The following is a 24,913-nucleotide window of genomic DNA, read 5'->3' on the forward strand; positions in this document are numbered from 1 at the left end:
CACCGTGATCTACACCAGCCACTACATGGAGGAGGTCGAACAGATCTGCGACCGCATCCTCATCATGGACCACGGCCGTCATCTCGCACTCGGCACCGCCGACGAACTCAAATCCATGATCGACACCGGCGAGCGCATCACCATCGAGACGCTCGACCTGACCGACGAGACGCTTGACGCCGTGCGCGGGCTCGGCTTCGTCATCGAGGCCACGTACGACGGCCGCGAGCTCGACGTGCGCTGCCGCCGCGGCGACCATAATCTGGTGGACCTGATCGGCGTGCTGCGGGCCTCCGGCGCGAACGTAGGCCATCTGACCAGCCGGCCGCCCACCCTGAACGACGTCTTCCTCGAGCTCACCGGCAAGGCGCTGCGCGACTAGCCGCGCAATCCGTCGAAACCCGTCGAAAGGAGGCAACCATGTGGTCCACATTCGTCATGACGCTGAAGTCGAACGTACGCGACAAGGCGTCGCTGTTCTGGCTCATCGTGTTCCCGCTCGTGCTCGCCACCCTGCTCACCGGCATGTTCGGCGATCTGGCCGAGGGCTACGAGCTCAAGCCCATTCCGATGGCGGTGGTGGAGGACGCGCGTCTGGACGGCTCGGCCGGCGCGAAGGCGTTCGTCGGCGCGCTTTCCGGCGACTCCACGACGTCCGCATCTCAGTCGGCTTCGGAGTCGGGTGGTCTTGACGACCTTGGCACGAAGCTCGTGGAGGCCACGCCGGTCGCCTCCACCGATCAGGCGCGCAAGGCGCTCGCCGACGGCACCGTGGACGGCTACATCGCCGCCGACGGGAACGGCCGCCTGACGATCACGCTCGCCTCCAAGGTGGCGTCCGGCGCGGCCGGCTCGATGGATTCGGCATCGTCCGAGGCCATCGCCATCGCCGCACTGGACGGCGCGATCGACCTGTACAACCGGACCGACGCCGTCACCCGCGAAACCATCGAACGCAATCCGCAGGCGGCGACCAGTCGCGTGTTCTGGTCGTCGCTCGGTGACGTCACCGGCATGACCCGCGAGATCAGGCTCACGAACTTCAAGCCGGATGTCATGGCACGGTACTTCTACGCGATGCTCGGCATGGCCTGCCTGATGGCCATGGGCTATGCGATCTCCGCGGTCACCACGGCCCAGGCGAACCTGTCCGCGCTGGGCATACGCCGCACGGTCGCGCCGCTGGGACGCGGCCGGCAGCTGCTGGCCGGATTCCTCGCCAGCTGGCTGTGCTCCGGCCTGAGCCTGCTGATCGCCCTGGCCTACATCCGGTACGTGTGCGGCATCGCGCTTGGCGGGCGCGAGCCGGCCGCCGTGCTCGCCGTTGCGGTCGCCTCGTTCATGGCCTGCGCGTTCGGCACGATGATCGGCGCGATCCCGAAGCTGCCTCACAGCGTCAAGATGGGCCTGACCAGCGCGATCGCATGCACGTTGTCGCTGTTCTCCGGCCTGTACGGCGGGTTCGCGATGGCCCTGAGCGACTGGATCGCCCGCAACGCGCCGGTCCTCGCCCTCATCAACCCCGCCCAGCAGGTGGCCAACCTGTTCTACGACATCCTCTATTTCGACAGCTACCGTCCGTTCCTCGTCACCTGCGCGGTCCTGCTCGCCATGAGCGCGCTCTTCCTCGCCGTGGGTGTCGTCATGCTGAAGGAGCAGCGTTATGAACACCTGTAAGGCTACGGTCCGCGTACTCGTCGCGCACCGGTTGTACATCGTCATCTACCTCGTGCTTATCGGCATCATGATGTTCGCCATTAGCGGCGCCCAACTGTTCGGGTCCCGGGACGCCAGCGCCGACACCTACGAACCCGGCCGTGCGACGGTGGCCGTCATCGACCGCGACGGCAACCGGGGGCATATCGCCGAGACGATGCGCGCGTATCTGGCCGACGGCAACGATCTGACCGAGCTTGAGGACCGGAGCGAAACCCTGCAGCAGGCCGTCGCCTCGCACTGGGTGGACCTCATCGTCATCATCCCGGAGGGCTACGCCGACAAGCTGATTGACTCGGCCGTCTCGGGCGGGTCCGCCCCGGCCGTCGAGACCGTGACCAGCTACGTATCCGGCGCCGGCGCGATGGCTTCGATGAATGTGAGCGGGTTCCTGTCCATGACCCGCACGGCGTTGGTCGGCGGAAACGTGTCGGTGACCGACGAGGATTGGATTGCGAAGTACGGCGGGTCGGACGACGGTCAGTCGGGTGGCTCACCGGTTGCCGGGAGCGGCGCGCAGGAGTTCGATTGGTCCTCCATCGCCGGTGCGTCGGGTGCGTCCGGGCTGTCGGATTCGTCCGGCGCGACCGGTGATGCCGGGGCGAACCAGGGCGTCACCATCGATATGTTGCCGGAGGGACGGCTGAAGGGCCTCACCTTGGACGATCTGGCCGATGCCGCCGGAAAGGTCCGGGACGTCGCCGGCGACAAGGGCGCGAACCCCGCAATCGCTGTGGACCACAGCGACGCCCGCGCCGATGCCGTAGACACCACGGATGCGGCCGTGAGCGGCTTCGGCACGACGATGAAGACCGCGCTCTATCCGCTGTTCCTCGCCATGACCGTGTGCACGGCGCTGGTGCTGGGCGTGTTCAACGAGGGCGAGACCAGGCGGCGCCTGTTCGCCTCGCCGCAGCGTTCCTCGGTGATGGGCATGCAGCGCATGGCCGCCCTGTGCGCGTTCGCGCTGATCGTGGTGGTCGCCTACCTGCTGGCCACGCTGGCGCTGATGCTGGTCGCCGGGCTCGACCTTTCACGGCTGTCTCCGGTCGGCGTGGCGATGACGGTGGCCTCGGCTTGCGTCTACGCGCTGATGACCGTGGCCTGCGGGTTCCTGCTCGGCGAATGCGACTTCAGCGAAGTGATGGCCAACGGGTTCGCCAATCTGTTCGGCCTGCTCATCATGTTCACCTCGGGCATCTCCCTCCCGTTGGACATGATGCCCGAGGTGATGCTCGCCATCGGTCGCATGCTGCCGGGCTGGTGGTACTGCGTGGCGGTTGACGATGCCCTCGGCATCGGTACGGCGTCGGCCGGCGGTGTGGATGTGGCAGGCTGGGCCGCCTCGACCGGTCTGGTGGCGTTGTTCGGCGTGGCATTCCTCTGCGTGGGGCTGGCCGTCGGACGCCTCCGCCGCTCCCGCCCGGTGTCCGTGGCCCCCGCCACCACCCAGCTCGCCTGACGGAGGAGCTGAAGCTCAACTGTGAGTGACGCAGGCCACTAGTTCCCCTTCAACCGGTACCGCTGGGTCGGGTCGTCCTGGAATCGCACCTTGGCGACCCGACCCTCACGTATGAGCTCGCGCATACCGGACGTTGCGGCCAGCGGGGTCAGCTGCAGTTCGCGGATGATCTCCTTGATGCTCATCGCCGAATGACGTTCCAGCACGGTCATGATCGCCTTGGACACGTCGCTGGGCGAACTGTTACGCACCGTGCGATGCCGGGTCAGCGTCATCGTGAACGTGCTCACGTCGTTGCGCGTGGTCGCCGGCTCGATGCCGGCCTCGCGCAAGGCCGCCGCGATGCGCTGGTAGCCGTCACCGCCCTCCGGGTTCACGAACCCGCCGCCGGGGTAGGGCGTGGACTCCAGCAGTGTGAACAGGAACTGGTTTCTGGTGGAGACGAACGGCACGCCGGTCACCGGATGCGGATTGGCGAGCACGTCATGGGTCACCGTACCGTACAGGCCACCGGGGTTGGCGATTTCGATGCGGTCGGTAAACACGTTGATGCGCACCTGTGTGCCGCGCGCATCGGGGGAGTAGTCGCGGTGGGTGAGCGCATTCACGATCGCCTCGCGCAGCGCCACCGGCGGATAGTCGGGCTTCTTCGCGCCGATCCACCGCATCAGCGACTCCACCGCATCCTCGACCATCACCGGAATCGACCCGACGATTGAGCGTGATGCCACCAGACGCTCGTCGCCGCGGAACACATCGTCGCGGCTGATGCCGGGGAAGACGGCGATGGCGATGCCAAGCCGCGGATAGTATTTCTGCGGATACCGGCCCAACGCCATCAATCCCGCCAATGTGGGGCGCAGCACCCCGCCGACGTGCGTCTCGTCCGAATCGTCGTGCCTGAGCACCTGCAGGTCCAGCAGTGTGTCCGCGTCGCTGCGTCCGGCGAACACATGCGGATGCTGTTCGCGCACGCGGGCGAGCAGGCCGGCCACCAGCGCGGGGTCGAGGTCGTCGATGGTGGCGCCCGGCACGATGTCGAGATCGTAGGTGGGCTGCAGATGCTCCTCGATGAGACGGTCCACCTCGTAGGCGGTCATGCGCCGGTCGCCGTCGCCGGTGCGGATGAACGAACCGCCGTGGGGACCGAGTGCGGTGGTGAAGCAGGGCTTGTCACGCGGCAGCATCTCGTCGATGCGGGCGAACACCAGATTCGCGCCCTCGAACGGGCAGGTGACGATCACCGGGCGCACCACCGGCGTCATCTTCTCGCAGGCCTGACTCAGTGCCTCCTGCATGGCGCGCGCGTCGAAATGATCGACTGGCGTGAATCCGGCCTGTTCCGAAAGCCCGAGGATGATCCAGCCGCCCGACCCGTTGGAGAATGCGGACAGCGTGTCCGTGATGGTCGAAGAGATGCGGCGTTTGCATTCCTTGACCTCGCACTGCTGCGTGTCGTTGCCGATCATACGCATCAGGCCGATGAGCTCGGTCATCTTCGCGGTGTAGTCGTCGATGGAATGGCGCTCGGTGCCGGCGTCGTCGCCGGATGCGGCGAGGGGCGAGGCGATTGGAAGAACGACCGACGGGCTGGCCGCGTCAGTGGTCTGTGCGTGGGCGATCGGGCCGTTCGGCGCGCCCGCCGGATTACCGGTCGGCTCTTCGGCCGCGGCGGGCCCGTCAATGCGATGCATGTCGTCGGTCATGGCGCGCCTCCTTGGGACAGAAGAACCCGTGTTGGCACCATTGTGCCGCAGCTGGCGAGGTGGATGCGAGCGGAGTCTTCCCAAGCGCCTTGCAATTCATCGAGAATTCATGCGGGATGTACCGCATGGCGTGTCGATATAATGGAGGATACGGCGGCGCGGTGGCCGTCCGGAACAGTCAAATGCCATTGATAGGGGAGTAATCATGAGCGACACCAATGAAACCAATGAAACCGATACGTTCACGTTCAATGAGGACGGGGCCAACGACGTCACGGCGGAAGATCAGCCTAGCGCGACGGAGGAGGTCTGCGCCAAGGCGGCCCATTGCCCGCTCAAGCACCACCCCGGCCTGTGCGGCAAGGGCGGCAAGTGCCCGGTCAAGAACCTTTCCAAGGAGGACGTCATCGCCGGTGCCGTCACCTTGGCGGCTATGGCGGCCCTGACCGTGGCGACCTACTATCTCCAATTCGCAATCACCAAGGCCGCCGTCAAGTCGGCCCTCAAGGAGACCCGTCTGCGCTAGACGTCCGCGATGAAGCCGGCCTCGCGCTATCCGGTTCTATCCGGCCAGAGTGATGGTGATGCTCTGATTGGCGGTTTCGTCGCCGGTCCAGACGCCGTCGGTGCGATTCCAGCTCATGCCGTTGGCGCCAATCGCGTCGATGCCGTATTCGCGCGCATGGGTGACCAGCCAGCCCGCCGCCTGCCAGCAGGCGCGCGACTGGCTGGCCTCGTCAAGGCCGGAAGGCAACGTCACAGTTAATGTCGTGCGGGCGGTGGTCTTGTCATCGCTGCCATGCCGTCCGAACTGGCCGAACCAACCGAACAGGCCGCTCGTCCCGGAGCCGGCGGATGAGGATGACCCGGCGGAATCCGTTGTGGCTGTTGCATTATCGGACCTGCCGGAGCCCGACGGATTCTCGGCGATGACGACATTCGGCAACGCGGCCTGCACCGCCGTTTTCAGCCCGTCCGCGTCCGAAGACGATGCGGGTTCCAGCGCGCATGAGATGCCGGCCGCGTGCTCGCCGGTGAGCCCTGCCGCCCATGCGCGTGCCATGGCGTCCCAGTTGGCATACAAATCGGGGTAGCCCGAGCGTTGCACCTCCTGCGCGGCATCCTCCACCGGAATCGTTTGCCAGTCGGGCACTTTGAGCAGATGATCATAGAAAATGTTCGTCGCATACGTCATGTCGGTCACCTGCTCCGCCGTGCCCCACCCTTGGCTGGGACGCTGCTGGAACATGCCCAGGGAATCCAGATCGCCGTAGTCCAGATTCGTCAGCCGAGACTCCTGCATGGCGGTCGCGATGGCCACCGTGGCCGCATGGTCCGGCAGGCCCCTGTTGACGGCGATATTCGCGATGAGCGCGGTGTTGCTTGCCTGTTCAGGGGTCAGTGTGTGCCGCACCCCGTCGGCGGTCGTGGCGGCGCAGTACGCGTCGGCGGCGGAACGCACGTATTCGCGCGGCCCGAACAGCTTCGGCAGCAATAGCATTCCGGCTACGATCAACAGCGCGGCGCCTACGGCCACCGACACCAGAATCGGACCGTCATTCGGGCGGCGTCGGGCCCCATACCGCGTACGTCGTGCCATGGCGTCTCCATTCCGTGTTCATGCATCTTTGACTGTTCCGTGACTGTTCATGCCGGTCGTCGGCGCTCATCCCCGATGCAGCGCGATACGCCGCCTGCATCCATCAGATCAGCATGTCGCGCTGCATCTGAAACGAATTTCGGCCGTCATCCTCTCACGATTCTTCATGACATCCCCCATGCCCGCAATACGTCTCTGGAATGATTGGGGTGCACCCATCGCGGAGGCGACGTGTCCATGCTCTCCATTCGGTTTTCGGGACAACGCGTTCGTATCTCGTTTGCGAGGGGTACATTCGCGGTGCTGCGGAGAGCTATCTGCGTTGCAAGGGGTACCTCACCTACGATAACGCGGGTACGCACGTTGAAATTCCAATGCAGATACCCGGGCTATTCTGATTGATGTACCCCTTGCAACGCAGATAGCTCTCCGCAGCACCGCGAATGTACCCCTCGCAAAGCGGAATGCCCTCGTTGGATTCCCCTATACCTTTCCGGATCAAGTTGGCGGCGTCCTGCATGGGTTCATCGTCGCAATGCAGTCCGCAATCTCTTGATATGAGAAACCGCACCTGACGATCATCGAATCTGAAGTATTTCAGTTCGACTTTCACCAGATGCGGTCCATACTGGGCAGAATTTATATTTCCTTGTTTTGGGCAAGGAACCTGCGTTTATCGTTCCTCGTTGCGAGCGGCGGGCCGGTGCTTGCTGCTCCTTGCTGCGAGCAGCGAGGCAGTGCTTATTGTTCCTCGTTGCGAGCAGCAAGACTGTGTCTATTGTTCCTCGTTGCGAGCAGCAAGACTGTGTCTATTGTTCCTCGCTTAGGGCAGCGAGCCAGTGTCTATTGTTCCTCACTGCGAGCAGCGAGGAAGTGCTCCTCACTGGGCAGGACGGCGTTGAGGATCACGGCGACGACGAAGGCCACGGCGATGCAGTTCGAGGCGAAGATCTGCTGGAACAGGGCCGGGAAGTGCGCGAAGATGTCGCTCACCTGCGTGAAGCCGATGCCGATGGTCAGCGAAAGTGCCGCGATGGTGATGTTGCGCTGCGTGAACCCAGCCTCGGCGATCATCTGGAAGCCGGAGAGGATGATGTTGCCGAACATCATGATCGTGCAGCCGCCGAGCACCGCCTGCGGCAGTGAGTTGAACACCTCCGCGATGGCCGGTACGAAGCTCGCCAGAATCAGAATCAGACCACCGGAGAGAATCACCTTGCGGTTGACCACCTTGGTCATGGCCACCAGGCCGATGTTCTGCGCGAACGAGGTGAGTGGCAGACATCCGAACAGGCCGGAGACCGAGGAGATGAGACCGTCGCCGGCGATGGCGCCCGCGGTCTCCTTCTCGGTGGGCAGACGGTTGAGGCCCACCTTGGTCAGGGCGGCGGTGTCGCCGAGCACCTCGACCGAGGAGACGACATAGAGCAGCGCGAGCGAGATGATCGCGCCCGGATCGAACACCGGCTTGAACGGCATGAACTGCGGCACGGAGACGATGGCGAGGCCCTGGAAACCGGAGAAATCGACCTTGCCCATGCAGACGGCCACCACGTAGCCCACCACGAGGCCGAACAGCACGGACAGCTGCTTCAGCGTGCCCTTCATGAGCAGCTGGAACGCCAGGCACGCCACCAGCGAGATCAGGCCGAGCGTGAGGTTCTCCCACGAACCGAAGTCCTTCGCGCCGGAGCCACCGCCGAAGCTGGTGGCGCCCACGTTCAGCAGGGAGAAGCCGATGGACGTGACCACAATCGCCGAGACGATCGGCGGCACGAAGCGACGCCAGTACTGTGCGGTCAGGCCCAGCACCAGCTCAAGCAGACCGCCGACCAGCACCGCGCCGACTACCGCGCCATAGCCTTTGTCGGCGCAGATGGCCACCGCGGCCGCCACATAGGTGAAGGAGATGCCGGTGACCATCGGCAGGCGGGAGCCGATGCGCCACGCTCCGTACAGCTGCAGGCAGGTGCCGAGACCCGCCACCAGCAGGCCGGCCTGAATCACGGTGGCCGACTGCGCCGGGGTCATCTTCGCGGCGGAGGCCACGATGAAAATCGGGGCCAGATTCGCCACGAACATGGCCATGACGTGCTGCAGGCCGAACGGGATGCCCTTCCAGAACGAGACCGGCGCATCCAGCGAGGTCAGCGCCTCCATCGAAATGCCCGCCGACTTGGCGTGGTCCTGCTTCTTCTCTTGCTCTGTGCTCAAAACTCTTCTCTTTCCTTCTCTTCTCCTGATGTCGTATCGGCGGAAACCGTGCGACTCACGCCCCACCCGGGCATGCCGGGGCACCGGCTCAGTGACGGAATACGATGGTGCCGGTTTCCGGGTCCATGGACTCCACGATGGCCAGTGAATCCACGTCGTAGCCGTCGGCGCGCAGCTGGTCGCCGCCGCCCTGGAAGCCCTTTTCCACCGCGATGCCGATGCCCTCCACAATCGCGCCGGCCTCCCCGCATAGCTCGATCAGACCACGCAGAGCCTTGCCGTTGGCCAGGAAGTCGTCGATGAGGAGCACATGGTCGCCCGGATTCAGGTACTTTTTGGAGACAATCACCGGGAACTCCTTCTGCTTGGTGAAGGAGTAGACGGTGGTGGTGTACTGGTCGCCGTCGAGGTTGATGGACTGCGCCTTCTTGGCGAACACCACCGGCACGTCGCCGAAGTGGCGGGCCGCGCAGCAGGCGATGCCGATGCCCGAGGCTTCGATGGTGAGGATCTTGGTGATGGTCTTGCCCGCGAAGTGCTCGGCCCAGGCCGCGCCCATGTGGTCGAACAGGCGCACGTCGCACTGGTGGTTCAGGAATGCGTCCACCTTGAGCACGTTGCCCGGTTTGACTGTGCCTTCGGCCTGGATTCGCTCCTCAAGTTCCCGCAATGGATTACCTCCTTGAATGTGCATGTGGGATATGGCAAACCAGCTTACGCTGACCGGCGCATATGGTAGATATGAATGTCGCACTGGAGACGGTCGGCGGCAAGTCGGCGGCAGGTTTCGGCGGTCGGCGGCACATGCCGCAATCGTCGGCGGGGCTGCCGCAGGTGACCGCAATCAGGATTATCGGCAGAAAATTCAGGATATTCGAGGGACATCAGGGAGGAAGCAGTGGTCGAGGAGCCGGAAGTCATAGCGCGCAGCGCCCAGGAACTGGTGGGCGACCTCAATCCGCAACAGTCCGAAGCCGTGCAGTACCGCGGCCAGGCGCTGCTCATCGGCGCGGGCGCGGGCTCCGGCAAGACCCGTGTGCTCACCCGCCGTATCGCGTGGATTCTGAGCCAGTTCGGCGCGTGGCCCAGCCAGGTTCTGGCCATCACGTTCACCAACAAGGCCGCCGCCGAGATGCGCGAGCGCCTCGCCTCGCTCATCGGGCCCGTGGCCCAACGCATGTGGGTCTCCACCTTCCATTCCGCCTGTGTGAGAATCCTTCGGCGCGACGGCAAGTCCATCGGCCTGAAGTCCGGGTTCTCCATCTACGATTCCGCCGATTCCGAGCGATTGGTCAAAATCATCGCCACGGAGTTCAACCTCGACGTCAAGCGCTACACGCCGCGCTCGATCCTGGGCCACATCTCCGACCTCAAGAACAATCTGACCGGCTGGAAGGAATACCTCGCTCTGCACGCGCCGGACTTCACCCCCGGCCAGCGCGGCTACCAGTTCGGCACCGTGGGTGATCTCGAAGCCATCTACGCGGTGATCTACGCCGAGTACGAGCATCGACTGGCCCTGGCCAACGCCGTGGATTTCGATGACCTCATCGGACGGACCGTCGAACTGCTGCGGTCCGATCCGGCCGTCGCCGACTACTACCATCACCGGTTCCGCTACATCCTCGTGGACGAGTATCAGGACACCAACCACGCCCAGTACGTGCTCGTGCGCGAGCTCGCCGGCGTGGACTCGGGGGAGCGACCGGTGCCGGGGGCGCCGAACGCCGGCAAGTCCGGCCCGGCCTGGATTACCGTGGTGGGTGACTCCGACCAGTCCATCTACGCCTTCCGTGGCGCCGACATTCGCAACATCCAGGACTTCGAGCAGGATTTCCCGTCGGCCAAGACCATCATGCTCGAACAGAATTACCGCTCCACGCAGACCATTCTGGATGCGGCGAACGCCGTGATCAGCAACAACGAGGGCCGCAAACCCAAGAAACTGTGGACCGCACTCGGCAAGGGCGAGCCGATCGTGGGTTACGCGGCCGACAACGCGCAGCAGGAGGCCCAGTGGGTGGCCGGCGAGATTGCCCGCCTGCACGCCGAGGAATCCATCGCCTATTCGGACATGGCGATCATGTACCGCGCCAACGCGCAGTCGCGTTCGCTGGAGGAGGCGCTCATCAACGCAGGACTGCCGTACCAGCTGGTCGGCGGCACCAAGTTCTACGAGCGGCGCGAGATCAAGGATGCGCTGGCCTATCTGCAGGCGCTCGTCAACCCGGATGACGACGTGAACCTGCGCCGCATCCTCAACGTGCCCAAGCGGGGACTGGGCGATCGCGCCGAGGGCATCCTGCTCGCCTTCGCCCGCGAACGCGGCGCCAGCTTCTTCTACGCGCTCATGCATCTGGACGAGATCGAGAACGTGCCCACCCGCACCGCCAACCAGCTCAAGGCTTTCCGCGACCTGATGGGTGCGCTCTCGCAGTTCACCCGCGCCCACGACTCCAAACCCAGCGAAATCGTGGCCGAAGTGCTCGAGAAGTCGGGGCTCCGGGCCGAGCTCGAGAAGTCCGTGGACCCGCAGGACGCCTCCCGTCTCGAAAACCTCTCGCAGCTGCAGTCCACGGCCGCCGAATTCGAGCAGAACACGCCGGACGCCACGCTCTCCGCGTTCCTCGAGACCACGGCGCTCGTGGCCGACTCCGACCAGCTGCCCGGCGAGCAGGAAGATTCCGGCAAGGTGACCCTCATGACCCTGCACACCGCCAAGGGCCTCGAATACCCGGTGGTGTTCCTCACCGGTATGGAACAGGGCACGTTCCCGCATTCGCGCTCCATGGAGGACACCACGGAGCTGCAGGAGGAGCGACGTCTGGCGTATGTGGGCATCACACGCGCCAAGCGTCGCCTGTACGTCACGCGGGCCGCCGTGCGTTCGCAATGGGGACAGGCCGCCGATATGATGCCCAGCCAGTTCCTCGATGAGATTCCCGAGAACCTTATCGACTGGAAGCGCCGCGAGGCCGGTGTGGAGCGCATGCGCGGCGAATGGAATGACGGATTCGCCGACGACCTTGGCGGCTGGGATGACGACGACTTCGGTGGAACGTCGTTTGGCGGGTCCTCGACGTTCGGCGGGCGCGGTTCCGGCTCGTCCTATGGCGGTTCGTACGGTGGGTCCTATGGAGGTTCCTACGGGGGCTCCGGGACGAAATCTCGGTACGGCTCGTCCCACGGTTCCGGCTCATACGGCTCATCCGAATTCGGCTCGCACGCCTCGTTCGGTTCCGGTTCCTCCTATGGGTCGCGTTCGGGTTCCTCGTCGGGTTCTCGCTCCGGTTCGCGGTCGCGCTCATACGGTTCCGGCTCGTCCTCCTACGGGTACCGGTCCGGTTCGTCCTCCTACGGGTACCGGTCCGGTTCGTCCGATTCCTACGGACACACCCGAGGCGGCAAGGTGACGACCCGCCGCACCACGCCGAAATCCGCCGGCGCGTCCGGCAAGGCCGTGCCCAGTTCGGCACTGGCCAAGGACAACGGGCTCAACATCGCCGACTTCCATGTGGGCGACATGATCAGCCATGACCAGTACGGCTTGGGCAAGGTGACCGACGCGCAGGACAAGGGGCGCAACTCCGTGATTACCGTCGACTTCGGCTCGGCCGGCGTCAAGCGCTTGATGCTCAGGGTTGCTCCCATTGAGAAGCTCTAGCGCGCTTCTCAATGGGAGCCTTCGCGGCGGCGCCGCTCACCTCGCCTACGGTCAGTCCACCGGACTGTCCGTTTGACGGCTCGGCTATTGAGAAGCTCTAGCGAGCTCTTCAATAGGCGCCTTCGCGGCGGTGCCGCTCACCTCGCCTACGGTCAGTCCACTGGACTGTCCGCTTTACGACTCGGCTATTGAAAAGCTCTAGCGAGCTCCTCGATGGGAGCCTTCGCGGCGGGCCACGGCGCGGGTGGGACCTGCTGTCCATGGTCTGGGTGTAAACTCATGTACTTGGTGTCTGCCGCAAGGTGGATGCCGTCTGGAGCCATAGCCCATCAACGGGTCGGCGGCGGGCGATCACAGCATCGTCGGTCGTTCGTGAGCAATCACGAGGAAGCGTTGGAGAGGCCCGGCTCAGCGTCCGAATCCTCACGGATATCGGCCGTTCCGTTCAGATAACGACAGAAGGAATAATCCAATGACGAACGTTCAGCGTTCTCGCCGTCAGGTGCGTCTTTCCCGCGCCCTCGGCATCGCACTGACCCCCAAGGCTCAGCGCATCTTCGAAAAGCGTCCGTACGCTCCTGGTGAGCACGGCCGCACCCGTCGTCGCACCGAGTCCGATTACGCGGTGCGTCTGCGCGAGAAGCAGCGTCTGCGCGCCCAGTACGGCGTGTCCGAGAAGCAGCTTCGCAGCGCCTACGAAAAGGGCACCCGTGTCGCCGGCCAGACCGGTAACGCCATGCTGATCGACCTCGAGACCCGTCTCGACAACCTGGTCCTGCGTTCCGGCTTCGCCCGTACCACCGCCCAGGCCCGTCAGTTCGTGGTGCACCGTCACATCCTCGTCGATGGCAACATCGTGGACCGCCCGTCCTACCGCGTCAAGCCCGGCCAGACCATTCAGGTGAAGCCGAAGAGCCAGACGATGGTTCCGTTCCAGATCGCCGCCGAGGGCGTGCACCGTGACGTGCTGCCCGCGGTCCCCGGCTACCTCGACGTGAACCTGCCGTCCCTGAAGGCCACCCTGACCCGCAAGCCGGAGGTCGAGCAGATCCCGGTGCAGGTCAACATCCAGTACGTGGTCGAATTCTACGCCCGCTGATCCGGGCCCCTCTGGTCAATAACAATTCCAGGACATACCGCTCGAACCCCGCGCCCCAAAGCGCGGGGTTCCTGCGTTTCGGGCGTCTCGATGCCTCGGATTCGCCATATCGGCGGGTAGCATGGAGACATGATTCTGCACTTGCATCTGGTCCGCCACGGGCAGACCTACTTCAACCGGTACAACCGCCTGCAGGGGTGGTCCAACTCGCCGCTGACCGAATCCGGCCTTGCCGATGCCGCCAAAGCCGGAGACAGGCTCAAGGGACTGACCTTCGCGGCCGCCTACTGCTCCGACACCACGCGCGCCCAGCAGACCGCCGAAACGATTCTCGACATCAACGAGCAGGCCGGCAACGCCCGTCCGACGCTCGTCAGCGACATGCATTTCCGCGAGCAGTTCTACGGATACTTCGAGGGCCTCGACATGGCCATGGCCTGGTACGCCGCCGGTGCGCCCCACGGCGTCAAGTCCTACAACCAGATCGTCGAGCGGTACGGCCTCGCCGCGTCGCGCGACTTCCTCAAGGAAGCCGACCCATTCCACGATGCGGAATCGGATGAGGAATATTGGACTCGCGTGGAGGGGGCCTTCCGGCTCATCGCCTCCAATCCGGCCCTCAACGACGGCGACGACGTGCTGCAGATCTCACATGGCAACACGCTGCTCAGCCTCGCCCACCGCTTCGGCGGCCCTGATCTGGACCTGAGCGAGCGCCCCGCCAACGGCTCGGTCACCGTGCTCGATTTCGACACCGACAAGCCGTTCGACCAGGCGGTCACCATCGTCTCGTACGGCCGCTGAACCGGCCTTCGGACCGGCTGCTGGAACCGGCGTCTGGAATGGCGGCTGGGATGCCCCCGAACCGGTCGCCGGCGCGCCTTGCCGGCACGACCTCGACCAACGCCGGCAGCGGCGGTCGGCCCGACGGTCGGAAATGGTCTGCAGACATCTTCGCGGCACAGGTTTTCGGGCCGTGCGGATGGATCGACATGAGGAAATAGGGCAGGAGTGCTACCCTTATCCGAGTAAATGTGACCTCAAGGAGGTAAGAATGGGAGTCGGGGAGATCGCTGGCCTGATTGCGGCCATCGCGTTTGCGGTGTTGGCCGGTTTCATGATCTATCCGCTGATCAGGCTGGGCAAGATGTTCGACCAGATCTCGCAGACCGTCAAGGACTCGGGTGAGCATGCCATCCCGGCGCTCGATGAGGGCGTGACCACCGTCAAGCAGGTCAACAAGTCGCTTGAGGACGTCAACCGCATCTCCGCGGCGGCCTCGACCACGGCCAACAACGTGGGCGCGCTCACCGACCTGTACGGCTCCTTCCTGGGCAAGCCCGTCATCAAGGTGGCATCCGCCGTCTACGCGCTCAAGTCCACGGCCCAGTCCTTCGTCGCCGGCCGCGCGAACGGTGCCGCCGAGACGGCATCCGAAGCCGCCGGCACGAAGAAGGAGGCGTGATGTTCAAACGCATCTTCTGGATCGGCGTGGGCGTGGCCATCGGCGTTGTCGCGGTCACCAAGGCGCAGGCCTACGTCAGGGCCAATACGCCCGACAAGGCGCGCCAGTTCCTGCTCGGCCCTGATCAGGACAACGTGCCGTTGAGGACGCTCGCCGGGCTGGTCGACGAGTTCAACGCCACCCGCCGGGCGCGTGAGGCCGAGCTCAATCGCCAGTACATCGAGCGCGCCGACTGACGTCCTTCGACGCCGTTCGATGATTGTCCGATTCCGGCCGGCGCGCGCGTGAGACTCACGCAAACTTCATCGTGAACCTCACATCCCGCGCCCGCCCATGAAAGCGGACGAGCGTCGAACAGCAGGCCCTTTCGGCCACAACCGACTTTTCCCATCAGACAGGGGCGTCTACGCGCCCACAACACCAACAAGGAGTTCATCCGCCCATGCGCACTGCGGACATCGCCAAGCGATATCTCGACTATTTCGCCAAGCATGACCATCTGGTCGTGCCCTCGGCATCACTGATTTCCCCGAACCCCACCACGCTGTTCACCATCGCCGGCATGGTGCCGTTCATTCCGTACCTCATGGGCGAGCAGACCCCGCCGAAGCATCGCATGGCCTCCAACCAGAAGTGCGTGCGCACGCTGGACATCGACGAGGTGGGCAAGACCACCCGTCACGGCACCTTCTTCCAGATGCTCGGCAACTTCTCCTTCGGCGACTACTTCAAGGAGGAGGCCATCCACTACGCTTGGGAGCTGCTGACCACCCCGCAGAGCGAAGGCGGCTACGGCTTCGACCCGGAGAAGCTCTGGATGACCACCTTCACCGACGATGACGAGGCCCGCTCCCTGTGGGTGAACGAGGGCGTCGACCCCGAGCACATCCAGAAGATGGGTATGGAGGACAACTTCTGGACCACCGGTGGCCCCGGCCCCGGCGGCCCCTGCTCCGAAATCTACGTGGACCGCGGCCCCGAGTTCGGCAAGGAGGGCGGCCCGATCGCCGACGAGAACCGCTACATCGAGATCTGGGACCTCGTGTTCGAGAACTACGAGGTGGACAACGTCAAGTCTAAGACCGACCTGCACATCGTCGGCGAGCTCGAGAACAAGAACATCGATACCGGCGCCGGCTTGGAGCGTCTCGCCTACCTGATGCAGGGCAAGAACAACATCTACGAGACCGACGAGGTCTTCCCGGTCATTGAGGCCGCCGAGCAGCTTTCCGGCCTCAAGTATGGCGAGGATGCGGAGGCCGACGTGCGCTTCCGCGTCGTGGCCGACCATGTGCGCTCCGCTTTGATGATCATGTCCGACGGCGTGCGCCCCTCCAACGTGGGCCGCGGCTACGTGCTGCGCCGCCTGCTGCGCCGCACCGTGCGCTCGATGCGCATGCTCGGCGTGACCGATCCGGTGCTGCCCACCCTCTTCCCGACCTCCAAGGCCGCCATGGAGCCCAGCTACCCGGAGCTCAACGACACCTTCCACGAGGTGAGCGAGTCCGCGTACGGCGAGGAGGACGCCTTCCGCCGCACCCTCGAGACCGGCACCACGATTCTCGACGTGGCCGTCAACAAGGCCAAGGAGGATTCTTCCGAGCCGACCGTGACCGGTGAGGATGCCTTCAAGCTGCACGATACCTACGGCTTCCCGATCGAGCTGACCCTCGAGATGGCCGCTGAGCAGGGCGTCAAGGTGGATGAGGCCAAGTTCCGCGAGCTCATGGCCGAGCAGAAGTCCCGCGCCCGCGCCGACGCCCTGAAGAAGCGTCACAACGTGGACCTGTCCGTCTACGACGACTTCAAGAAGACCCTCGTCAAGCCCATTGACTTCCTCGGCTACACCGACATGTCGGCCCGCGCCAAGGTGATCGGCATCATGCAGGAGGGCAAGGGCTCCGTGCCGGCCGTCACCGGACCGGCCAACATCGAGGTCATCCTCGACCGCACCCCGTTCTACGCGGAGGCCGGCGGCCAGCTCGCCGATCAGGGCGAGATCCTGTCCGACGACGGCGCCGTGCTCGAGGTGGACGACGTGCAGAAGCCGATCAAGGACCTCATCGTGCACCAGTGCCGTCTGACCGAGGGCACGCTGGTCGTGGGTGCCGAGGTCAACGCCAACATCGACCTGGCCCGCCGTGGCGCCATCGCCCGCTCCCACACCGCCACGCACATGGTGCACAAGGCGCTGCGCGAGGAGCTCGGCCCGCAGGCCACCCAGCGTGGTTCCGAGGACGCCCCGAACCGTCTGCGCTTCGACTTCCAGTGGTCCAAGGCCCCGGCGAAGTCCGTGATCAGCGCCGTCGAGGAGCGCGTCAACGACAAGCTGCGCGACAACCTCGCCGTCACCACCAAGGAGATGAAGTTCGACGACGCCATCGCCCTGGGTGCCATGCACCTGTTCGGCGAGAAGTACGGCGACATCGTGCGCGTGGTCTCCATCGGTGAGGACGGCTGGAGCCGCGAGCTGTGCGGCGGCACCCACGTGGACCACGTCGGCAAGATCGGCATGGTCAACATCCTCTCTGAGGCCTCCATCGGCCAGGGCGTGCGTCGTGTGGACGCCGTCGTCGGCCAGGGCGCCTACGACTTCAATGCCCGTGAGCATGCGCTGGTCTCCCAGCTGTCCGACAAGCTCAACGCCCGTCCGGACGAGCTGGCCGAGCGCGTCAACACGCTGCTCGCCAAGCTCAAGGAATCCGATCGTCGTCTCGCCGCCATGTATGAGGCCCAGCTGGCCGCCGCCATGCCGGCCCTCGTGGCCGACGCCAAGGCCTCCGACGCCCCGGTCAAGGCCGCCGTCAAGAACGTGGGCCACTTCGGTTCCTTCGACGCCCTGCGTAAGACCGTGCTCGACGTGCGCGGCCAGCTCGGTGAGGACGCCCCGGTCGTGGTGGCCCTCGCCGGCGTGTCCGAAGACGACAAGCCGATGGTCGCCGTGGCCACCAACGAGGCCGCCCGCAAGGCCGGCATCAAGGCCGGCGACCTCGTGCGCGGCGCGTCCAAGATCCTCGGCGGCGGTGGCGGCGGCAAGCCGGACTTCGCCCAGGGTGGCGGCGCCGACGCGACCAAGATCGACGAGGCGCTCGAGGCTCTGAAGCACGAGGCGCTGAAGGCCTGAGAGTCGCCCGTGGTCTGGTTAGGCGTCGATTTGGGTAATGCTCGGGTCGGACTGGCTCTGTCCGACCCGGAGCTTACCTTCGCATACCCCGCCGGGAACATTCACGTTGCCGGCGACTACTTCTTCGCCATCGACGAGGTGCTGAACATCATCGAGGATGAGCAGGTGACCCACGTCGTCGTTGGCCTGCCGCTGAATATGGACGGCACCGAAGGCAAAAGCGCCAAAAAGGCGCGCCGATGGGCGTCCAACCTTGAAAAGCGGCTGATCGCTGAGTTCGGACCGGAGGCGGGGGAGTGGGATTCATCCGAGCCCTCCGAGGGCGCGCTTGCGATTCCGCGGGTATCATTGATAGACGAAAGACTGACAACAGTCAGCGCACATCGTCAGTTGTTCGAGGCGCAGCGCTCCTCGAACAGGCACAGGCCGGTAGTTGACCAGCAGTCGGCAGTGGTGATTTTGCAGACGGCGCTCGACCGTGCAAGGGAACAGTGAGGTACCGGTTTTATGTCCGACGATTTCCACGATTTCTTCGATGAGAACACGCATTGGGTGGAACATGGAACCGCCGCTCCAGCCGGTAATGCCTCCGAACCTCCCCGTCCGCCGAAATCCCGCAAGGAGATGCGCCAGCGTCGTGCCCAACGGCAACGTAAGCGCTTCAGCGGCATCATCATCGCCATCGTCGTCGTCGCGTTGATTGCGGGCGGCGGATACTTCGGCTTCACCAAGCTCATGGCCTGGCGGGACAGCCGCAGCCAATCCACGACGGCCAACGTCGCCGATTATCCCGGCCCCGGCTATGGCGAAGTCGAATTCACCGTGGACGACGGGCAAAGTGCCGCGGAAGTGGCGCAGAACCTGGTCGAGGCTGACGTCATCAAGTCGGCCGCGGCGTTCACCTCCGTGGTCGGTGCGAACGATATCACCCTGTATCCCGGCACCTTCACCCTGAAGAAGCACATGGCCGCCACGGATGTGGTCGATGTGCTGTCCGATTCCAAGCAGGCGTCGGGCTTCCTCGAGGTCCGTCCCGGTGAGCGGGCCAACGACGTGATCGAGGCGGCGGCCAAGCTCTCGGGCATCGACAAGTCCGAGTTCGACAAGCTGGTGGACGACAAGGGCAAGGGCATCCTGCCCACCGAGGCCGGCGGCAGCTTCGAGGGATGGTTCGAGCCGGGCACCTATAACGTCAAGAGCATGACGAGCGCCAAGGATGTGCTCAAGGCCATGGTCGACAAGCGCATCGCCAAACTCGATGATCTGGGCGTGCCCAGCGGCAAGGAGCGCGAACGTGTCATGATCATCGCCTCCATCGCCGAGGCGGAGGTCAACAAGGCCGATTACTACGCGAAGGTGACCCGCGTGATCGAGAACCGGCTGGAGCAGGGCATGACGCTTGGCATGGACTCCACTGTGGCGTACGGCAACAACGTGAAGCCCGCCCAGGTGACCACGGCCATGACGCAGGACGACTCCAACCCGTACAACACCTACAAAATCTCCGGGTTGCCGCCCACCCCGATCAGCAATCCGGGTGATTCGGCAATCAAGGCCGCCATGGAGCCCGAGGAGGGCGACTGGCTGTACTTCTGCACCGTGAACCTCGACACCGGCGAGACCAAGTTCGCCACCACCGCCGAGGAGCACGACAAGAACGTCGCGGAACTGCGCCAGTGGCAGGCCGATCATCAGGACTGAATCAGGACTGAATCAGGACTGACATGCCGGCGGACTTCCAAGTCAGCGGCTGCGTCAAGTCACATCAGCACGGACACGGCGGTCATGATGACCGTCACGACCGCGCCCGTCAGGATCGCCGGGACATACGGCACCTTGCCGGCATGGGCCGTGTCCCGCTGTGGATTGAACCGCGTCCATGCGACAATCCAGACGACGCCGGCGACGCCCATTGCCAACCACCAGACCACCACGGACCACAGTCCGAGTAGTCCTACGGCCAGTCCCATCGGAATCAGAGCGGTCACATCGCCGAATCCCAGCGATTTCGGTACGATGAGCGCCAACGCAAGCTGAATGAGACAGCACAGCACGGTGAACAGCAGCGCCTGCAGCAGGACGAACAGATCATTGGTCATCACCCCATAGCCGAAATCGGCGGCGATCTGGACGAGCGCGCCCGCCGCGACCCAGGCCATCGGCACGCGGCGGTGCCTGACGTCTTCGATGGACAGCGCGAGCCCACATAGCAGACCGGGCAGCGTGAACAGGTATGGCATGGCTTAACATTAACCCCTAGTATTCAACCGATGAAACAAGGGGAAACATATGTTGCGCTGGCAGACGGCAGGGGAGTCGCACGGAGAGGCCTTGGTGGCCATGATCGAGGGGCTTCCGGCCGGGGTCCGCATCAGCACGGACGACATCGTCTCGGCTCTCGCCCGTCGTCGTCTCGGATACGGACGCGGGGCGCGCATGAAGTTCGAGCAGGACAAGGTGCGACTGCTCACCGGCGTGCGTCACGGGTACACGCTCGGTTCCCCGGTGGCCATCGAGATCGCGAACACCGAATGGCCCAAGTGGACCGAGGTGATGAGCGCCGACGCACTTGACCATGAACTGCCCGCCGAGGGACGCAACGCGCCGCTGAGCCGTCCGCGTCCGGGCCACGCCGATCTGACCGGCATGCGCAAGTATGGCTTCGATGACGCGCGCCCGGTGCTGGAACGTTCCAGCGCGCGCGAAACCGCATCCCGCGTGGCGTTGGGCGCGGTAGCCGCCCAGTTCCTCGAGCAGACGTTCGGCATCCGAACCGTGTCCCATGTGGTGGCGCTGGGCGGTGTGGAGACGAACCCCGACCTGCCGCTGCCCACCCCGGATGACGTCGAGGCGCTGGACGCCTCGCCCGTGCGCACGCTGGATAAGGAAGGCGAGCAGCGCATCATCGAACGCATCGACGAGGCCAAGCGCGCGGCCGACACGCTCGGCGGCGTCGTGGAGGTGCTGGCATACGGCGTGCCCGCCGGCATCGGCACCTACGTGGAGTCCGACCGTCGTCTGGACGCGGCGCTGGCCGGCGCCATCATGGGCATTCAGGCGTTCAAGGGCGTGGAGATTGGCGATGGCTTCCGCGAGGCCGCACGTCCCGGCTCCCAGGCGCACGATGAAATCGTGGTCAACGCCGACGGCCGCATCGACCGTCTGTCCAACCGTGCTGGCGGCATCGAAGGAGGCATGTCCAACGGCGAGGTGATTCGCGTGCGCGGTGCCATGAAGCCGATTCCCTCCATCCCCAAGGCCCTGCGCACCGTGGACGTGCTCACCGGCGAGGCGACCAAGGCCATCAACCAGCGTTCCGATTCGACCGCCGTGCCGGCCGCCGCTGTAGTGGCGGAGGCCATGGTACGTCTGACGCTCGCCCAGGTTGCGCTCGATAAGTTCGGCGGCGACAGCGTGGCGGAGACGCACCGCAATCTCGAGTCCTACCTCGCCTCCTGGCCGGAGCACATGCGCTGATGAACGCATACAAATCCCGCCGCGCCCGCCGTCCGCATGCCGTCATCATCGGCATGATGGGCGCAGGTAAGACCCGTGTGGGCAAGGAAGTGGCCCACATGATTCATGTGCCGTTCGCCGACGCTGATTTGGAGATCGAGCGCGAGGTCGGCATGAAGATCCCGCAGTACTTCGAACGCTACGGCGAGCCGGCGTTCCGCCGTGTTGAAGCCGACCTCATCGCCGACTTCCTAGAGGATTTCGAGGGCGTCTTCTCCCTTGGCGGAGGCGCGCCGATGACCCCCTCGACGCAGGACGCCTTGGCGGACTACATCGCCCGCGGCGGGCGCGTGGTCTACCTCGACGCCGATCCGGCCGAGGCCATGGAACGCGCCAATCGGGGCGGCGGCCGGCCCATGCTCAACGGGGACGCCAACGCGCGTTGGAAGAAGCTGTTCAAAGAGCGCGATCCGGTATTCCGCCGGGTCGCCAACGTCCATGTGCATACCCGCGGGCTCACCCCGCAGGGTGCCGCCAAGAAGGTGATTGATATGGTCGCACAGCGAACGGTGCATGTCACGGGGGCCACCATCGAGCCATATGACGTGGCCATCGGTGAAGGCACGATGGGCCATCTGGTCGAAGTGCTGGGGCCCAAACCGCACAAGATTGCGCTCATCCACACCCAGCCGGTGCAGCGCCATTCGGATCGCGCCCGTGCCCTGCTGCGGCAAGGCGGGTACGAGGTCTCCGAGATTCTCATTCCGGACGCCGAGCCGGGCAAGACCATCAACGTGGCCAACGGCATCTGGGAGCGTCTTGGTGAGGAAGGCTTCACCCGCTCCGACGCCGTAGTGGGCGTGGGCGGCGGCGCTGCCACCGATCTGGCCGGTTTTGTGGCCGCCACATGGATGCGTGGCGTGCGATATGTGAACTGCCCGACCTCGCTGCTGGCCATGGTGGATGCCTCCACCGGCGGCAAGACCGGCATCAACACGCCGCAAGGCAAGAACCTTGTGGGCTCGTTCTACACGCCAGCCGGCGTACTGGCGGACATGCGCGCATTGGTCACGCTGCCCAACGACATCTTCATCGAGGGATTGGGCGAGGTGGCCAAGTCCGGCTTCATCCGCGACTCCGAAATCCTCTCGATTCTCGAGTCCCACGCGGATGAGTTGCGTGGCTTCGACGGCTCCTCGTTCCTCGGCACGCCGCTGGAGGACGTGGTGGCCGAACTCATCGAGCGCACGGTCACCGTCAAGGCGTACCATGTCTCCTCCGACCTCAAGGAGAAGGGGCTGCGCGAGTTCCTCAACTACGGTCACACGTTGGGCCACGCCATCGAGAAGCTCGAGCATTTCCGCTGGCGTCATGGCAATGCGGTGGCCGTGGGCATGGTGTATGCGGCCGAACTCGCCCATATTCTGGGCTATATCGATCAGAATCTGGTCGATTACCATCGTTCCCTGCTGGGTTCGCTTGGATTGCCGACCTCGTGGAACGGTGGCTCGTTCGACGAGGTGCTCGCCCTGATGCACCGCGACAAGAAGGCACGCGGCAACATGCTGCGTTTCGTGGTACTCGACGGTGGCCCGGGTCATATGGTTCATCTGGACAACCCGCCGGCCGATGCCGTCGAGGAGGCGTTCCGCCGCATCCAGCAGTGAGGGAGGCGGCGCTGATGCGGCTATGTCACGGCCACATCGCGCTTCGCCCTCATCGTTCCGCATTATGGTTCCGCATTATCGTTTCATGTCGCTAATCGATGGCATCGGCGTCATTGGGATGTCATTGGAATATGAACGATCATCACAGATCATTACAGAGCATTGAGTAATCCGTTTCGTTCGTCTCGCCGCGAGAAGGACGATTTTTGGCCTGCTGCCGGCTATGGTCTTGGCCATGGCTGGCAGCAGACCACCACCAGTCGTAATCAGTACCGTCTCCCTCTGCCGAGGGAGATGCCCCGAAAGGGCGGAGGGAGAGAACATCATGTCCACCGAATCCACCAAGGTCATCGTCGTCAACGGCCCGAATCTCGGACGTCTCGGCGTGCGTCAGCCCGATGTCTACGGCCGTCAGGATCTCGAGGAACTGCGTCGCCTATGCGCGCAGTGGGGCGCTGAACTGGGCCTCGACGTCGAGGTGCGTCAGACCGACGACGAGGCCGAGATGGTGCATTGGATGCATCAGGCCGCCGATGAGAAGACGCCGGTGGTGATGAACCCTGCGGCCTTCACCCACTATTCGTATGCGCTGTCCGATGCGGCCCACATGGTCGGCGACGCGGGCCTGCCGCTGATGGAGGTCCACATCTCCAACCCCTCGGCCCGCGACGAGTTCCGCAAGCGCTCCGTGATCTCCCCGGTCGCCACCGGCACCATCACGGGTCTCGGCTTCTACGGCTACAAACTGGCGCTCGAGGCCATCGCCCACCTTATCAACAACTGATTCGGCATCTCCCGTTGCTGATCGGGTCGTTTCGCGTCGTTGCGGTTATCCATCGGTGAGTTGCGCGTGGCTGCGTGACGTGAATCTGTGTGATGCGCAACTGCGTGACGTGTGACTGCACGTGTACGCCTCTCTCGTGCGAGGTACTTTTCCCCAAATCCGTCCAATACCTTGGAGAAAAGTACCGCTGAGATTGATTATCCGGTACTTTCCCCCAGAATTGCGATCAATTTTGGGGGAAAGTACCACTGAGCATCGGTTAATGGTACTTTTCCCCAAAGTATTGCCTTGTTTTGGGGGAAAGTACCGTTTCACTGGAGACGCCGTTCATCGGAGTCTTGGAACTCCAGCACCAAGAAGTTTGCCGATTAAGCGATTGACATCTATCAAATCTGGCGCTATTGCTGTTTTCGTGGGTGGTTGTTTGCCGGTGAGGCGTTGAACCGGTAAGAGAAGAGCGCTTTTTGGTTAGGATGTTCATCGACCAAGAAAAACACAACCGAAAAGCGCCTGATGAACAGCATATTCAAACAGCTCCTCAACGTCAAAGGCATGGTCGTCGAGAACGTCTGCATCGTCGATGGTCCCATGCGCCCCGAACCCGTGCTCGAGGTGCGGGTGCGTCCGCGTGCGGGCATGCTCAGGTGCTCGAGGTGCGGGCGGAAGCGTCGTGGCTATGACCGTGGCGGCGGCGTGCGCCGATGGCGCCATCAGGATTTCGGATGCTGGCGGGTCGAACTGGTCGCCATGATGCCCAGGGTGGACTGCCCGAAGTGCGGCGTGGTGGTCGCGTCCGTGCCGTGGGCGGAGCCGGGAAGCCGGTTCACGCGGGACTTCGAGGCGGAGTGCGCGTGGCTGATGACCGTCGCCAACCAGAAGACCGTGAGCGGGTTCCTGCACGTGGCGTGGAGGACCGCCGGCCAGATCGCCCGCAGGGTCGCCGGCCGGCTCAGGGC

The 24,913-nt window shown here is 64.4% G+C and carries 21 protein-coding genes; 16 read left to right on the top strand and 5 right to left on the bottom strand.

What is annotated here, in order from left to right:
• The 3 genes from BMYO_RS09140 to BMYO_RS09150 form a co-directional block, all read left to right on the top strand.
• Nucleotides 1–382: ATP-binding protein DrrA1-3 family domain-containing protein (locus BMYO_RS09140; RefSeq protein WP_143249158.1), on the top strand; the 382-nt coding region annotated here is incomplete at its 5' end.
• Between the two features lie 38 nt (nucleotides 383–420).
• Nucleotides 421–1,677 (top strand): ABC transporter permease, encoded by a 1,257-nt coding sequence (locus BMYO_RS09145; protein ID WP_094668171.1) that lies wholly within the window; start codon nucleotides 421–423, stop codon nucleotides 1,675–1,677.
• Nucleotides 1,664–3,178 (top strand): ABC transporter permease, encoded by a 1,515-nt coding sequence (locus tag BMYO_RS09150; RefSeq protein ID WP_094668172.1) that lies wholly within the window; start codon nucleotides 1,664–1,666, stop codon nucleotides 3,176–3,178. The genes BMYO_RS09145 and BMYO_RS09150 overlap by 14 nt, the downstream gene beginning before the upstream one ends.
• Before the next feature lie 38 nt (nucleotides 3,179–3,216).
• Here BMYO_RS09150 and BMYO_RS09155 read toward each other — a convergent pair whose 3' ends face one another.
• Nucleotides 3,217–4,674: an ATP-binding protein gene (locus tag BMYO_RS09155; RefSeq protein WP_094668189.1), complete on the bottom strand. Its 1,458-nt coding sequence runs from the start codon at nucleotides 4,672–4,674 to the stop codon at nucleotides 3,217–3,219.
• 415 nt (nucleotides 4,675–5,089) lie between these two features.
• Here BMYO_RS09155 and BMYO_RS09160 point away from each other — a divergent pair, with 415 nt between their 5' ends.
• Nucleotides 5,090–5,410: a hypothetical protein gene (locus BMYO_RS09160; RefSeq protein WP_094668173.1), complete on the top strand. Its 321-nt coding sequence runs from the start codon at nucleotides 5,090–5,092 to the stop codon at nucleotides 5,408–5,410.
• Between the two features lie 36 nt (nucleotides 5,411–5,446).
• Here the strand turns inward: BMYO_RS09160 and BMYO_RS09165 are convergent, their stop codons facing one another.
• The 3 genes from BMYO_RS09165 to BMYO_RS09180 all read right to left on the bottom strand — a co-directional run bounded on the left by BMYO_RS09165 (nucleotide 5,447) and on the right by BMYO_RS09180 (nucleotide 9,368).
• Nucleotides 5,447–6,484: a cobalt transporter gene (locus BMYO_RS09165; protein ID WP_094668174.1), complete on the bottom strand. Its 1,038-nt coding sequence runs from the start codon at nucleotides 6,482–6,484 to the stop codon at nucleotides 5,447–5,449.
• 843 nt (nucleotides 6,485–7,327) lie between these two features.
• Nucleotides 7,328–8,644 (bottom strand): nucleobase:cation symporter-2 family protein, encoded by a 1,317-nt coding sequence (locus tag BMYO_RS09175; RefSeq protein WP_094668190.1) that lies wholly within the window; start codon nucleotides 8,642–8,644, stop codon nucleotides 7,328–7,330.
• A gap of 142 nt (nucleotides 8,645–8,786) precedes the next feature.
• The gene (locus BMYO_RS09180; RefSeq protein ID WP_094668176.1) at nucleotides 8,787–9,368 is read right to left on the bottom strand and encodes a xanthine phosphoribosyltransferase; all 582 of its coding nucleotides are present in this window, start codon (nucleotides 9,366–9,368) and stop codon (nucleotides 8,787–8,789) included.
• 228 nt (nucleotides 9,369–9,596) lie between these two features.
• On the opposite strand from BMYO_RS09180, the gene BMYO_RS09185 reads away from it, so the two are divergent.
• From BMYO_RS09185 to mltG, 8 genes are all read left to right on the top strand, one after another.
• Nucleotides 9,597–12,362, top strand: coding sequence for an ATP-dependent helicase (locus BMYO_RS09185; RefSeq protein WP_094668177.1), 2,766 nt, complete (start codon nucleotides 9,597–9,599; stop codon nucleotides 12,360–12,362).
• A gap of 472 nt (nucleotides 12,363–12,834) precedes the next feature.
• A complete protein-coding gene (gene rpsD, locus BMYO_RS09190) occupies nucleotides 12,835–13,461 on the top strand; it encodes a 30S ribosomal protein S4 (RefSeq protein WP_094668178.1) in 627 nt (208 codons plus the stop codon).
• Between the two features lie 129 nt (nucleotides 13,462–13,590).
• A complete protein-coding gene (locus BMYO_RS09195; RefSeq protein WP_094668179.1) occupies nucleotides 13,591–14,265 on the top strand; it encodes a histidine phosphatase family protein in 675 nt (224 codons plus the stop codon).
• A 250-nt stretch (nucleotides 14,266–14,515) separates the two neighbouring features.
• Nucleotides 14,516–14,926: a DUF948 domain-containing protein gene (locus BMYO_RS09200; RefSeq protein ID WP_094668180.1), complete on the top strand. Its 411-nt coding sequence runs from the start codon at nucleotides 14,516–14,518 to the stop codon at nucleotides 14,924–14,926.
• Nucleotides 14,926–15,162 carry a hypothetical protein gene (locus BMYO_RS09205; RefSeq protein ID WP_094668181.1) on the top strand — a complete coding sequence of 79 codons (237 nt, stop codon included), beginning with the start codon at nucleotides 14,926–14,928 and terminating at the stop codon, nucleotides 15,160–15,162. Before BMYO_RS09200 ends, BMYO_RS09205 begins: the two co-directional genes overlap by 1 nt.
• Nucleotides 15,163–15,368: 206 nt before the next feature.
• The gene (gene alaS, locus BMYO_RS09210; protein ID WP_094668182.1) at nucleotides 15,369–18,050 is read left to right on the top strand and encodes an alanine--tRNA ligase; all 2,682 of its coding nucleotides are present in this window, start codon (nucleotides 15,369–15,371) and stop codon (nucleotides 18,048–18,050) included.
• A gap of 9 nt (nucleotides 18,051–18,059) precedes the next feature.
• Complete coding sequence (ruvX, locus tag BMYO_RS09215; RefSeq protein WP_094668183.1) at nucleotides 18,060–18,545, top strand: Holliday junction resolvase RuvX; 486 nt, start codon at nucleotides 18,060–18,062, stop codon at nucleotides 18,543–18,545.
• 12 nt (nucleotides 18,546–18,557) lie between these two features.
• Nucleotides 18,558–19,751, top strand: coding sequence for an endolytic transglycosylase MltG (mltG, locus tag BMYO_RS09220; RefSeq protein WP_094668184.1), 1,194 nt, complete (start codon nucleotides 18,558–18,560; stop codon nucleotides 19,749–19,751).
• Between the two features lie 59 nt (nucleotides 19,752–19,810).
• Here the strand turns inward: mltG and BMYO_RS09225 are convergent, their stop codons facing one another.
• On the bottom strand, nucleotides 19,811–20,290 hold the full coding sequence (locus tag BMYO_RS09225) for a prepilin peptidase (protein ID WP_094668185.1): 480 nt from the start codon (nucleotides 20,288–20,290) through the stop codon (nucleotides 19,811–19,813).
• 49 nt (nucleotides 20,291–20,339) lie between these two features.
• Here BMYO_RS09225 and aroC point away from each other — a divergent pair, with 49 nt between their 5' ends.
• The 4 genes from aroC to BMYO_RS12220 form a co-directional block, all read left to right on the top strand.
• Nucleotides 20,340–21,527 carry a chorismate synthase gene (gene aroC, locus BMYO_RS09230; protein WP_094668186.1) on the top strand — a complete coding sequence of 396 codons (1,188 nt, stop codon included), beginning with the start codon at nucleotides 20,340–20,342 and terminating at the stop codon, nucleotides 21,525–21,527.
• The gene (locus BMYO_RS09235; protein WP_094668187.1) at nucleotides 21,527–23,173 is read left to right on the top strand and encodes a bifunctional shikimate kinase/3-dehydroquinate synthase; all 1,647 of its coding nucleotides are present in this window, start codon (nucleotides 21,527–21,529) and stop codon (nucleotides 23,171–23,173) included. Before aroC ends, BMYO_RS09235 begins: the two co-directional genes overlap by 1 nt.
• A gap of 325 nt (nucleotides 23,174–23,498) precedes the next feature.
• Complete coding sequence (gene aroQ / locus BMYO_RS09240; RefSeq protein ID WP_094668188.1) at nucleotides 23,499–23,957, top strand: type II 3-dehydroquinate dehydratase; 459 nt, start codon at nucleotides 23,499–23,501, stop codon at nucleotides 23,955–23,957.
• A 513-nt stretch (nucleotides 23,958–24,470) separates the two neighbouring features.
• Nucleotides 24,471–24,913: helix-turn-helix domain-containing protein (locus BMYO_RS12220; protein WP_143249159.1), on the top strand; the 443-nt coding region annotated here is incomplete at its 3' end.

The organism is Bifidobacterium myosotis (assembly GCF_002259745.1).
Taxonomy (GTDB): Bacteria; Actinomycetota; Actinomycetes; order Actinomycetales; family Bifidobacteriaceae; genus Bifidobacterium; species Bifidobacterium myosotis.